The following is a 13485-nucleotide window of genomic DNA, read 5'->3' as shown; positions in this document are numbered from 1 at the left end:
TGCTCCCCTTGAAACACACGCCGCTAAAGGGAAAGGCCCAGCCTCGTCCCCTCCTCAATCGCGCGTTTCGCGTCCAACTCGGCCGCCAGCTTGGCGCCCCCAATGACGTGAAGCTTTATTCCCGCATCCAGTAAAGGCTGAACCAGGTCCGTCCGGCTGTCCTGCCCGGCACAGAGAACGATGGTATCGGCCGGAATGACCCGGCTTTCACCGCCGAGGGTAATGTGCAGGCCGTCATCATCGATCCGGTCATAGGACACGCCGGCAAGCGTCTCGACGCCATTGCGCTGCAGTCCGATGCGATGGACCCAGCCCGTTGTACGCCCCAAGCTCCGCCCAAACGGCCCCTCGCTGCGCTTCAAGAGAGTCACCTTGTGCGGGGGCGTCTCTCTCTTGGGCTTTTCGCCGGTCAGGCCACCCTCGCCTGCAATCGAAGAGTCGATGCCCCAATGCGCGTTGAATTCGGCGATGTCCACGTGGTGCCGGCTTCCCGCCTCGACCAGGAACAGACTGACATCATACCCGATGCCACCTGCCCCGATCACCGCAACGCGTTCCCCCACGGGCTTGGCGCCGGTCAGCGCTTCCGGATAGGTGATGACCGACGGGTGGTCGACGCCCGGGATGTCCGGAACCCTGGGCGCCACGCCGGTCGCTAGGATGATATCGTCGAAACCTCCCGCCTTGAGCATCTCCGCATCCGCGGGACTGTTCATTTTTATGACAGCGCCCGCCCGATCCAGATTGCTGCGGAAATAGGCGATGGTGTCCGCGAAGACCGCTTTGCCCGGTACATGCTTCGCCAAATTGAACTGACCGCCAAGCTCGGCCCCAGCTTCGAACAAGGTGACCGCATGACCGCGCCGCGCCGCGGTCAAGGCGGCGGAAAGACCGGCCATGCCGCCGCCGACGACGGCAATCTTCTTCGGGATCGTTGCCGGAACTGGCGTAAACTCCCCCTCCCGCGCGGCCGCAGGGTTCACAAGGCATGTAACCGCAGCGCCGACGAAATAATGGTCCAGGCAGGCCTGGTTGCAGGCGATACACAGATTGATGCCGTCGCGGTCGCCGCTGGCGGCCTTGCGAACGATATCTGGATCCGCAAGGAAGGGCCGCGCCATAGAGACCATATCGGCCATCCCCCCGGCGATGACTTTCTCAGCGTCCTCGGGCGTGTGGATCCGGTTGGAGGCCACGACCGGGATGCCCACCGCGTCCTTCACCGGTTTGGCGGCCCAGGCAAAGGCGGCGCCGGGCACGGGCTGCGCGATGGTGGGAATGCGCGCTTCGTGCCAACCGATGCCGCTGTTCAGAATATTGGCGCCGGCTGCCTCAATGGCTTTCGACACCGTGACGATGTCGTCACCCGACAAGCCGCCTTCGACGAGGTCGAGGACGGAGAGACGGAAGACAATCAGGCAATCATCGCCGGCCTTCGCACGACTGCGCCGAACGATCTCGGTCGCAAAACGCATCCGGTTTTCCAACGGGCCGCCCCACTCATCTTCCCGATGATTGGTGCGCGACGCCAGGAACTGTGTGATCAAGTACCCTTCCGACCCCATTAGTTCGACGCCGTCATAGCCGCCGTCGCGCGCCAAGGCGGTCGCGGTCGCGAAATCATCGATCGTCGCCTCGACCTCCGCGTCCGTCAGCTCCCGCGGCGCCGTCTTGTTGATCGGCGCCCTGATCGGAGAGGCTGAGACTGGATGATCGTGGTAGCTGTAACGCCCGGCATGCAGAACCTGAAGGGCGATGCGCCCCCCGGCGTCGTGAACCGCGGAGGTTATCACGCGATGTCGCGCGGCATCCTCGGCCGTCGCCATCTCTTCCCGCGGGATACCGAGATTCCCATCCCGGTTCGGCGAGTGGCCGCCGGTGATGATCAACCCGACCCCGCCTTCCGCCCGCGCCCTGTAAAATTCCGCCAGCCGGCTCAACCCGTCGGCATCGCCTTCCAACCCGGTATGCATCGACCCCATGATGACCCGGTTGGGTAACGTAAAGGGGCCGACGTCGATCGGCGACAAAAGGCAGGGGTAGGCGTTGGGGCTGCTCATGACGGACCTGTCTGAAGGGCGTGTTTACTGCTTGCCCTTACAGTGCCGTGACGCCGGTGAGAGGAAAAGACTGAATCGTCCTTGCCGCCGTGAACGTTCCGTTAGGATCAACCTGCGGGAACGGGCTCCGATGCTTCCGCGAGTTCTTCGGCGTAATGGCAGGAAACGAAATGCTCGTCCGCCATCTGACGCCATTTCGGCACGTCGATCTTGCATTTCTCACGCGCATGAGGACAGCGTGTATGGAAACGACACCCATCCGGCGGATTTGCCGGGCTCGGAATTTCTCCGCTGAGGCGTTGCGCCCTTCCCGCGTCGTCCGGGTCGAGCGACGGAATCGCTGAAAGCAACGCCTTGGTGTAGGGATGCCTTGGCGCGTTGAACAGGCTGCGCGTCGGCGCTGTCTCAACCAACCGTCCCAGATACATCACGGCCACATGGTCACAGGTATGGGCAACGACACTCAGATCATGGCTGATGAACAGGAAGGTGATGTCCATATCCTGCTGCAATTGCTTCAACAGGTTCAGAATATCGGCCTGAATGGAAACGTCCAGCGCCGCGACGCTTTCATCCGCAACGATGAATTTCGGTTCGCAAACCAACGCACGGGCGATGGAAATACGCTGCCGTTGACCGCCGGAGAATGCGTGCGGAAAGCGGCGCAGATGTTCCAGATTCAACCGGCATTTGGCCGCAATTTCGCGAACCCGGTTGTCGGTCTCCTCACGCGTCTTGGTGATGCCCATAACCTCAAGGGGTTCGGCGATGATATCGCGAACCGTCATCCGGGGGCTGAGCGCCGCATAGGGGTCCTGAAAAATCAGCTGGGCGCGGCTGCGATAATCCTTCAGCTCGTCCTTGCCGATGGTGGCAATGTCGTACTGCACATCGCCATCGTCATATTTGATATGACCCGTGGTGATGGGAACGGCTTTCAACATGGCCCGGCCAAGCGTGGTCTTGCCCGATCCACTTTCCCCCACCAGGCCGAAAAAGCAGCCTTTCGGAATATCCAGCGAAACCCCATCCACGGCGCGCAGGACCGGCGGCTTGCCAATCAGGCGGCGGCCCAGCGTGAAGTGCACACCAATGTCTTTAACGGAAATATGGGTCGACGACGTCACGCTACCGCCTCCGCTTCATTGTTGTGTATTTCCTTGGCGACGAAACAGGCCGACGTATGGCCCGGCGACATTGTGTTCGGCGACGGGATCTCCCTGTCGCACTTGCCTGGAATGGCATAAGCGCAGCGGGTATGGAAAACGCAGCCCGTAGGACGTTCCAATGGACTGGGAATGTCACCCGGCACCGGCGTCAACGGTCTATCCAGATCGTGAAGATGCGGTATCGCGTTCAACAGACCCTTCGTGTAGGGATGCGAAGGATGCCGGATCACGTCGCGGACTTCCCCCGTCTCAATCACATTACCAAGATACATCACCGCCACCCGGTCCGCCGTTTGCGCGATCACACCCAGGTCGTGGGTAATGAACAAAATACCCATGCCGTACTCATCGACCAGTTCTTTCATCAGGTCGATAACCTGGGCCTGAATGGTGACGTCCAACGCCGTTGTCGGTTCATCGGCAATCAACAATTTCGGACTGGTGGAAAGCGCCATGGCGATCATCGCGCGCTGACGCATACCGCCCGAAAACTCGAACGCATATTGATCGATACGTTTGGAAGGCTCTGAAATCCCGACTCGGGCCAACATGTCGATGGAATGCTCGCGCGCTTCCTTCTTGGACATATTGGTGTGGACCAGCAGCTGTTCGACCATCTGATCGCCAATGGAAATCGCCGGCGCAAAACTGGCCATCGGTTCCTGGAAGATCATCGATACGGCCCCGCCCCGGACGACCTGCATGTCCTTTTCACGCCGAAGGGCAAGAACATCTACCGGACCGTCGTCGAGGTTGAGGACGATGGAACTTTTCGGTCCATAAATCGCGTTCCCGGCGTTCAGCCGCATCAACGCCTTGGCCGAGACGGATTTGCCCGATCCGCTCTCCCCGACAAGGCCGAGCACTTCACCCGGCGCAATGTCGAAGGAAATCTCGTTCACCGTGGTGATGATGCCTTCATCCGTCCTGAACTGGATCGTCAGGTCTTTTACACTCATCAGCGGTTTCGTCATGACTTACGATCCGAATAGGGGTCTGCGGCATCCCGTAGTCCGTCCCCAACGAAGACGAAGGCCAAAACCAGCGCAATGAAGAAAAAGACGGGTATGAAATACCATTGATAATTCAGCAGGACGTCGGACTTGGTCACGTTCTGCAGCATCACACCCAGCGAATTGACCGGGTCTTTCAGGCCGAGGCCAATGAAGCTCAAAGCGGTTTCGGAGAGCACCATGTACGGGAAAGAAATCACCAGATCGACGATGATGTAACTGGTGAAACTGGGTAACAGGTGCCGCGCGATGATATGGGCCGGCGAGGCCCCGCATAGCCGGGCGGCCAGCACATATTCCTGGTTTCTTTCGGTCAACAGATGGGTGCGGACACGCCGCGCCAAGGTCGGCCAGTTGATGAAACCCAGGATAATGGAGATGAAGAAGAACCTTGTTTCCGAACTCCACTCATCGGGAATAAACGCCGCCAGCGCCATGAAAAGCGGAATTGGCGGCACCGTTCGGATCGCGTCGGTGATCATCTGGAAAAAGCCGTCGATCCTGCCGCCAAAAAATCCGGATACACCGCCGATAATCAGCGCCAGAACGAAACTGATGAAGACGCCGATGGTGCCCACGGCGAGCGAGGTGGAAATCGCGTGCAGCGTGCGGCCAAAGATGTCCTTGCCGCCGTCGTCGGTTCCAAAAATGTGGATGCCGCCTGAATCGACCCCGAACAGATGGGTATCGAAGGTGAAGCCAGGGATACGGAAATCCAATGCCTCGCCTGGCAAATCGATATCGTAGGCGAAATACGAATACTCCCACCCTTCGACAAAGAAATGGACGTAGCGCCGTTCATCCGGGTTGATTTCGGTCACCCAACGGAAATTGGTCTTTGCGGACCTGGTCCGTGTCAAACCATGCAGGAAGGGCCGCAAGGAACAACCGTTCTGATCGCAGAACATGGGGATCTGCGGCGCCCCGTTCTGATAGTCCTTGTCACGCCCCGCGATTGTCGGGTCATAGGGTGACAGGAAGGGAGCAATCAACCCCATCCCAACCAGCGCGAACAGCACGCAGGCGGCGAACATGGCGGTCTTGTTCCGCTTGAACCGCGCCCAGACGAGCTGCATCTGGCTGGCTGTGAAATAGGCTTCCTTGCGCTTTTGTTCCGCAAGCGCCTCGGCGGACAGTTCCGGTGATACTGACTGATCAGCCATTGCTTAGCCCCCCATCACGCTGTGCCGGACCCGCGGGTCGAGCAAGGCCAGCAAAAGGTCGGTAACGAAATTCAGGAAGACGATGGATGCCGTCAGCATGAAAATGATCGCCCCTGCCAATTGCTGATCGTTCGACCGGGCTAGCGATTCAAGCAGCAAGGCGCCCATTTCGGTCAATGTCAGGATTACGGCAACGATCGGCAATTCGTTGAACACACGGTTCAAATCGAAACCGAGCGAGTTGATGATCGGTCCCAGCGCATGCTTGGCCGGGTAACGCCATAGCAACCGTCCGCCGAATATGCCCCGCGCTTTCGCGGCGGTGACATAGAGCTTGCCGATTTCGTCGGCCATCAACGCGCGCACCGTCTGCAGCGCAAAAGCCGTTGCCGACCAGCCCAGAATGAAGATCGGAAGCCATGCCCGCGACAGGAAGTCGAGGACCCGGTCGACCGACCAGGCGGCATCGCGGAATTCCTTGGAGAATAATCCGGTCAAACTATCCCCGAACACCACGGTAGAAAACAGCATGATCATGAGCGCGAGCAGGAAGTTCGGCAGCGCCAGCCCCAGATAAGAAACCAGCCGCAACGCGTTATTGGCGGCTGGGCTGTCGACGGCAGCGGATAGGATGCCAACCGGCACGGCGATCAGGTAAGCCATGAATAGCGAGGCGAAACAAATGCCCAGCGAGATCCAGACCTTCTCACCCAACAGCTGATTGATGTTCAAACGCAGGATGCAGCTATCGCCGAATTCACCCTTGAAGAAGACATTGCCAACCCAGCTGCCCCATCGAATGACGAACGGACGATCGAGGCCGAGGCGCTTTTCCTCCGCCTGGATATCTTCAATGGAGATTTTGGCGCCTTGGGTGTTCTTGAAAGCCAGATACCGTTCGGCGCAGTTGCCGGGCACCAGCTCCATAAGCGAAAAAACGATAAAAGAAACCAACAGCAGCGTCACGATGGCCATGGCGGCCCGCGTCAACGCGAACTGTGCAAACTGCAGCATCTACGTGCCCTCTCTCGACCGCCCCGCGAACCGCCCCTAATTCAAACACGGATTACCGTTTTCCGGCTTATCCCGCCTCCATCCGGAGGCGCCCCGCGCCTGACGCAAATCGCTTGTGGAAGTGTGGGGCCGGACAGGTCCGCCCGACCCCACAGTTTCCTTATACGCTACTCGATATTTACAGCGAGATTACTCGTCGAAATACCACTGTGCCGGACGATACGGATAGGTCCGGTAGTACTCGTAGGACCACGTCTTGAACTCCGGGAAGTTCTTCAACGCGTTCCGGTGGTAGACCGGCGCAGGGGCCTGCACGGTGCCGATCATGACCAGATGCGTGGCCATGTTTTCAGCCAATGCGAGGCCAAGCTTGTCGGATTCCGGCGTACCGGGAATGGCCGACTGGAACGCATTGATATCGTCCACCATCTTCATGGCCCATTCCGGCGGCTTCACACCCTTTTCGCCGTTGGACTCCAGGTACTCGCCCCACAGCATACCGGTACGGTGGAAGAAGTATCCCCCGAACGGCGGCACGAAGGGTTCGTTGAGGCCCAGGATGATCGGAAGCGGGAAACCCTGCTGCCAAGCGCCGACATCGAGTTGGTTGGAAGACTGCGCGGAACGATATTCGTCCGGCGTTACTTCCTTGACCGTCGTGTCGATACCGACATTGGACCAATGCTGAGCGGCCAGTTCGACGAGCTGACCGGGCATGCCCTGGGTCGCGAACTGAATGTTCAGAACGAAACGGTCGCCGTTCGGCAATTCACGTTTGCCGTCGCCATCCGTGTCCACCATGCCGATTTCGTCCAGCAGCTTGTTCGCCAATGCGGGATCGTGCTGGGCGTAATGCTTGGCAATGTCTTCGCCGATGAATTCCGGGTTCGGAGAGAAACCGGTATACTGTTTCGGCTCACCAAGGCCGAAGAAGGCGACCTCATTGATCTCATCCCGGTTCAGGGCGACGGACATCGCCTGACGGAACTTCAGATTCCCGAAAACCTTACGCTTTTCGAGATCTTCCGACGTAACGTTGAACGAGAACAGCGGCATCGCGATGGTCGGCTTCAGGTCGACCGTGTAGTCGCCCTTTTCGGCACCGTCCATAAGCATCGGCGCGGCAGGAAGCTGAACCGACTGGGACTTGTAGTCGACTTCCGCATTCACCAGCTTCAGCAGGCGGACTTCGTTCTCGTTGATGAACAACTCGTCCTGTTCGCTGATATAGGGAAGCTGATTGCCGGCCGTATCGACGATGTGGAAATACGGGTTGGCAACGAAGTGGCGGCCTTCCGTGCTTTCCTTGATGACAACATGGCTTTCCAGGCTGGGCATCGCATCCTTGGGCAGCTTCGGCAGCATGTCCGGCTTCGCCAGCATCGGCGTCGGCGTATCGGTCCAGTCGGAGTTGCCGTAATAGGCGGCAACGGCGTCGTAACCGTCCTTGAACCCAAGGGCCTGAGCTTTCGCGTCACCATCGGCCGTGATGGCGGGATGCCATTGACCAAGGAAATGCTTCGGCTGGAAGGCCTGGGCATAGGATGTCGCGAAGTGAGCCAAAAGGCCCGGCTTCGGCGCCGGCAGATTGAAGCGGACGGTGTGCGGGTCGACCACATCGACGGTCATCCGCTCACCCGCGACAAGCGCGTAATCCTTCGGCTTTTCCCGAACTTTGCTGTCCAGGGCCAGATTGTCATACCAGAATTTGACGTCTTCCGCGGTGAACGGCGCGCCATCGGACCATTTATGGCCCTTGCGCAGGAAGAAGGTCAGTTGGGTGTAGTCGTCATTCCATTCCCACCCCTTGGCGACCATCGGAACGATCGTCTGAAGGTCGTCGGAATAACGAACAAGATTCACGTGGCGTACAGACAGGAAGTCTGAGGTGCCGGCTTCGGTCGCGTTCGACAAGACATCGAAGGTGCCGCCGTACTTACCGACCGCGCCATATGGCACATAAACCAATGGCTCTTCCGGCAGACGGTCCGCAAGCGGCGGAAGGTCCGGGTTGCCGCGGATCATACCGTTCAGTTTGGCGATCTCGGGATTTTCCTGGAAGGTCAGCGTGCATCCAGCCGCGGCTTCGAACTCAGCCAGTTCGAACTGTTGCGGAAACTCACTGGAAAGGCCCCCCATGTCTTCAACCGTTATTGCCGGGCAATCTGCTGCCCGAACGGAATCGCTTCGTGTTGCCGCGAACGCCATGACACCAAGTCCGACGCACGCCAGCAATCCGAGCTTTCTAATGCTCATTGCGGCTTACTCCTCAAGATTTGTCTTTTTTACCCCATCCCTACCGGGCGGCACACACGGATTGCCCGCATGCCCGAGTGTTCTCTCCCTGTTCAGTGGAACACTTCACCCCCACGATAGGGCATTTACGTTACGTTTTTGTTGCACCCCCTTACCGTACCTTAGCCCAGAAAATGTCGATGATGATAGGATATTGTCATCAAACCGTAACACAATGAAGAACTTTTGTGCGTATGCAGCATTTTTTGCTGCACCTGCGAAATCTAGTACGTGGCCGCGTCGCCCCACGGCGACATGATTTCCGTCGCCCCTTGGTTTTCGTCGCCATCCCGGGCGACGGCGCTGGGACAGCCGAAATTGTAGGGATAGACCGTCCTGGGGGCCGCCACGCAGCGGAACCGCTGGTCCAAGGCCTGCAGGATTGACCCCGGCAAGGCATTGTCGGCCACGACTGTATCACCGCCGCTGACATCGATCCTGGGTGTATGGAAAGCGGCTTCCAGGTCCATGCCGTAATCCATGATGAACGAAGATATCTGAAGCACGGCAGGCATGATTTTCCGCCCGCCCGACGCGCCGAGCGCGAATTGGAAACCATCGGACCGTTCGCCGATAATCGGACACATATTGGACAGGCATCGTTTGCCCGGCGCCAGCGAGTTCGGTTTGCCTTGCTCCGGGTCGAACCACATGATGCCGTTGTTCATCAAGACGCCGCTTTCGGGCAGCATGAGCTTCGATCCGAAAATCGACAACAATGTCTGGGTTACCGACACCATCATCCCGTCGCTATCGACGACGTTGAAATGCGTTGTACAGCCGCGATGGCCTTCCACGTCGCCCATTTGCGCCAATCTTTCCGCGTAGGCGGTGAACAGGGCATTGGCATATTCGACATAAGTGTCGGCGCCGAGGAAGTTGACGCCTTCGAACGCCTTCTGCAGCAGTTCGTATGTCCGGATATAGGTTGGCCCTGCCGTCAATTCCGGTGTCAGGAAGACCGTTCCTTCCCGATGGTCCAGCTTATGGGCCGGTACGATCGACGCCTTATACGCCGCCAGATCGGCTTCCGTTATCGAACTGCCCGCAGCCTGCAGGTCCTTAACGATGGACCGCGCCAAATCACCTTCATAAAACTCACGCGGGCCGCCGGCCGCGATTTTGGCCAAAGTGGCCTGCATGGCAGACATATCGCAACGCTGATCCGCCAACGCCGTCCAAGCCGACGCACGTGGATTGCCATCGGCGTCGAGAAAAGTTTCCTGGGATTTGGGGAATTTTCGAAGGTCCCCAACGACGCCGGCGATCAAGAGCTGCGCGTACCAGTCAACCAACAGCCCCTCGCCGGCCAGACCGACGGCCGGCTCCAACAAGTCGGCCCACGGCTTCGTGCCGTAGGTTTCATGCGCCAATCCCATCCCGGCGACCTGCCCCGGCAGGGCGACCGAATGGGCGCCGGTTACGTTCCTATCATCCAGAACGCTGGGCCACGGGAACAGATCGGAAGCGACGCCACCCGACAATGGATAGTTCGAGAGGTCGAGCCCGGCAGGACTGCGCATCCCGAAGTCGATAACATTCGCATTGTCGTCCCCAGGTCGCCGAATCACCATGTATCCGCCGCCGCCAGGGCCGGACATCCACGGTTCGACCACCCCGATCGCAAAGCTGACGGCAATGGCGGCATCCACCGCATTGCCGCCCTGCTCCAACACACGGGCCCCAACCGCTGCCGCCCCGCCATGCTGGGCCGCGACCACGCCGTTTTCAGACCGGACCGCCCCCTTTCGGACAGTTTGTGTTTGCGAAAAATTGGACGGTGACCAGGTGACCATGGAACTCACTCCTTCGGGGAACCGGCAAAAGCGCGCGGTATTTTGCGTCTCCCTCGCCCAGCGAGCAACCGGCGATCGGCTAAAAGCTATACGCCCGGCTCGGTCGTTTGCGCCTGTCCGGTCCGCGCGCGGCCGGGTATTATGATCGGTGGCGGCCTTTTGTCCGGGTGCCAGTACTTCAATTTCTCAGCCAACCCCTCGAACCGGACCGGTTTGGTGATGTGATCCTGCATACCGGCCGCCAAGCATTTGTCCCGCTCGGTCGATTGCGCATGCGCGGTCATGGCGATGATCGGAATCGAGTCGAACCGTTCATCCGCGCGAATAGCGGCCGTCGCCTCATACCCGTCCATGACCGGCATCTGAATATCCATCAGCACGATGTCATAGCCATCCTTGTCGGCTTCGCTCATCAGGCGATTGACGGCCTGTTGCCCATCTTCGGCAATATCCACCTGAGCGCCCAATTTCTGCAAAAGGCCGCGTGCGACCGCCTGATTTACCGAATTGTCCTCGGCAACTAGCACCCGCAAATTCTTCAAGCTGCCTTCCAGCCTTGCGCCGCGATCCGCCGCCTTGAGCCGAAAATCGCCGGAAGCGCGCAGAATGGGAATGGTAAGCGTAAACGCCGTGCCCATTCCGATTTCGCTTTCAACCTTGATCGAGCCGCCCATCTGCATCGTCAACCCTTGGGAAATGGCCAAGCCTAGACCGCTGCCACCGAAGCGGCGCGTCGTCGAAGCATCCATCTGGGTGAACGGCTGGAACAGCTTGCTGGTTTCGTCCATCGACATACCGATGCCCGTATCGCTGACAATCATCGTGAGTTGATTGCGACCGTCCTTCCCCATGCCGAAATCGACGCTGAGGTTCACCGTCCCCCGTTCCGTAAACTTGATCGCATTGCCAACCAGGTTGATCAGGATCTGCTTTATCCGCAGCGGATCGCCGCGCAATCCCTCAGGCACATCAGGTGCCACGTTGATCCGCAGATCGATACCCTTCTGACGCGCCTGCAGGTCGAACATATCCTTGATCGTTCCCAACTGGCTCGCCAAGCTGAAGTCGATCGTCTCGAATTCGAGCTCGCCCGCCTCGATCTTGGAGAAATCGAGGATATCGTTGATCACACCGAGCAGAACTTCGGACGAGTTGAGTATCTTCCGAATATGTTCCTGTTGTTCCGTATTCAGCGGCGACATCGCCAACAGCCTCGAGATTCCCATGATCCCGTTGAGCGGTGTTCTGATTTCGTGGCTCATATTCGCTAAAAACGAGCTCTTCGCCCGATCCGCTGCCTGGGCGACGCTTGCCGCGTCACGCAAATTGTCCGCCAGTCGTTGCCGTATCGACATGTCCGAAACGACAACGGTGTAAAGCAAGCTCTCACGGACGCTCATCGCGGAAACGGAAAGTCGCACGGGAATGCGGGTTCCATCCGGCAGGGACGCGAAAGCATCCCTGTCTTGGGACAGCAGGGTTGCGGCCGCAGGGGCCGGCGTCCCGCCCAGCTGCTCCAACGGATCGCCCGGCAGGAAGTCGCCGATATGCCGGCCGATCAGGTCATCGGCGGGCAGGTGAAAAAGCGTTATCGCCCCCTCGTTCGTATTCCGGATCAAACCGTCCCGTCGAACGACGAAAACCCCTTCGCTGATTGATCCCAACGTGCCTTTCAGCAATTCCTGGCTGGCCGCCCTGTCCGCCGCGGCCTCCCGCAAGGTTTCCAAGGCACGCGCCGTTTCCCCGACCTCATCGTCATTTTCCGTATGCGGCACGGGTCGATCGAACCTGCCATGTGCAATGCCGATCAATGCACGCTGCAGATTTTGTATCCGCCGCGTCAACGGCAGTGCGGCGCCCAAGGCCGCCAGGGTTGCGACGGCCAGAATCGCCACTGAAATCGCCAACCGGATCCGTAAATCCCGCTCCGCCATTTCCAATTCGATCTGGACCCGCGTCGTCGCGTCAGCCAGCAATCTCCAGGAGATGGCGTTCAGGTTGTCCAACCGTTTGAGCGACACGTCCAGCCACCCGATCGGCGACAACCCGTCCAGGTTCCTGGTTCCCGGCAAGGTCGCCAACCGGGTCAAAGCATCGGCAAACTCAGCCATCGCCGGCCCCGTCATCAAGCTGTCGAAAACCGCGCGCTGTTCGTGCGTTGTCATCCCCAGAAAGGCCTCGAGCGTTGCCTTATCGGCCGCATTGGCCTCGAAAAAACCGACGAAGGGCCGGCCCGACGGATCACCAAGGGTCATCAAGCCGATGACCGCGGCACCAAGTGCCGACGCCTTGCTCGCCTCTTCACTCCCTCGCTGGAGGAGGGAAAATGCGGTCAATGTCTGGACCACCTCCTTGTACTCGACGCCTTGCGCGATCAGCACGGTCAATCGCTGGATGCTGTTGTTGAGGTGGGTGTAGTAGTCGTAGACGGATTTCCAATCGGGTGCCTGGTTGTCGAAAGCGGCGCGCCGACGCGGGATTTCCAGAAGTGCGTTATTCACCGCGGTAAGCGTCCGCCGAAGGTTGGGCGACGCGGCGGCCAAGGGTTCCTCACCATAGGACACGGCCCTGAAATGCGCTAAGGCGCGATCCGTCGTTCGCCGGCGGGCCGTCAATCCATGCAAGACATTATTGCGAAGCTGCGTTTGATCGGGCCCGTCGCCACGCTTGCTAACCTGGGCCAGAACCGACCAGGCCCGTTCATTCCGGAACCCGGCCAAAACCTCCGTCGCCGATTGAGCCATTTCCTTCAACGGCCCCACCGCGCGTAGCGATTGCGCGGATCGCCAATCCAGATAGGACTCGATGACGACGAAACTCAGCAGCAGGACCAATGGAATCAGCGCACTGAGAAGGATGCGACTCTTAAGAGAACGGAACGACCGCAAGCCCACTGACCTCCCCGGCAAAAGCCAGGTTTGCTACACCGGAAAGATCCGGCTCCTGCAACGAACAGGAATTAAGCGAGGCGGAAC

General features: G+C 59.2%; 8 protein-coding genes. All 8 read right to left on the bottom strand.

From position 1 onward, the window contains the following. Positions 1-23 precede the first annotated feature (23 nt). The gene (locus EOI86_RS04775; RefSeq protein WP_127763969.1) at positions 24-2060 is read right to left on the bottom strand and encodes an FAD-dependent oxidoreductase; all 2037 of its coding nucleotides are present in this window, start codon (positions 2058-2060) and stop codon (positions 24-26) included. A 107-nt stretch (positions 2061-2167) separates the two neighbouring features. Then, on the bottom strand, positions 2168-3187 hold the full coding sequence (locus EOI86_RS04770) for an ABC transporter ATP-binding protein (protein WP_127763968.1): 1020 nt from the start codon (positions 3185-3187) through the stop codon (positions 2168-2170). After that, positions 3184-4188 (bottom strand): ABC transporter ATP-binding protein, encoded by a 1005-nt coding sequence (locus tag EOI86_RS04765; RefSeq protein ID WP_240035570.1) that lies wholly within the window; start codon positions 4186-4188, stop codon positions 3184-3186. Before EOI86_RS04765 ends, EOI86_RS04770 begins: the two co-directional genes overlap by 4 nt. Before the next feature lie 11 nt (positions 4189-4199). After that, on the bottom strand, positions 4200-5405 hold the full coding sequence (locus EOI86_RS04760) for an ABC transporter permease (protein WP_127763967.1): 1206 nt from the start codon (positions 5403-5405) through the stop codon (positions 4200-4202). 3 nt (positions 5406-5408) lie between these two features. Next, a complete protein-coding gene (locus EOI86_RS04755; RefSeq protein WP_127763966.1) occupies positions 5409-6419 on the bottom strand; it encodes an ABC transporter permease in 1011 nt (336 codons plus the stop codon). Between the two features lie 189 nt (positions 6420-6608). Beyond that, positions 6609-8675, bottom strand: a complete 2067-nt coding sequence (locus EOI86_RS04750) for an ABC transporter substrate-binding protein (RefSeq protein WP_205032059.1) — start codon at positions 8673-8675, stop codon at positions 6609-6611. A 263-nt stretch (positions 8676-8938) separates the two neighbouring features. Further along, positions 8939-10510 (bottom strand): gamma-glutamyltransferase family protein, encoded by a 1572-nt coding sequence (locus EOI86_RS04745; RefSeq protein ID WP_127763965.1) that lies wholly within the window; start codon positions 10508-10510, stop codon positions 8939-8941. 86 nt (positions 10511-10596) lie between these two features. Then, a complete protein-coding gene (locus EOI86_RS04740; protein WP_127763964.1) occupies positions 10597-13398 on the bottom strand; it encodes an ATP-binding protein in 2802 nt (933 codons plus the stop codon). Positions 13399-13485: the final 87 nt, after the last annotated feature.

Source organism: Hwanghaeella grinnelliae, assembly GCF_004005845.1.
In the GTDB taxonomy this organism is placed as follows: Bacteria; Pseudomonadota; Alphaproteobacteria; order UBA8366; family Aestuariispiraceae; genus Hwanghaeella; species Hwanghaeella grinnelliae.
This window is presented reverse-complemented; position numbering and strand designations above follow the sequence as displayed.

Coding starts and splice junctions, on each gene's coding strand:
- EOI86_RS04760 (WP_127763967.1), bottom strand. CDS start 5,405: ATGGCTGATCAGTCAGTATCACCGGAACTGTCCGCCGAGGCGCTTGCG.
- EOI86_RS04765 (WP_240035570.1), bottom strand. CDS start 4,188: ATGAGTGTAAAAGACCTGACGATCCAGTTCAGGACGGATGAAGGCATC.
- EOI86_RS04755 (WP_127763966.1), bottom strand. CDS start 6,419: ATGCTGCAGTTTGCACAGTTCGCGTTGACGCGGGCCGCCATGGCCATC.
- EOI86_RS04775 (WP_127763969.1), bottom strand. CDS start 2,060: ATGAGCAGCCCCAACGCCTACCCCTGCCTTTTGTCGCCGATCGACGTC.
- EOI86_RS04745 (WP_127763965.1), bottom strand. CDS start 10,510: ATGGTCACCTGGTCACCGTCCAATTTTTCGCAAACACAAACTGTCCGA.
- EOI86_RS04750 (WP_205032059.1), bottom strand. CDS start 8,675: ATGAGCATTAGAAAGCTCGGATTGCTGGCGTGCGTCGGACTTGGTGTC.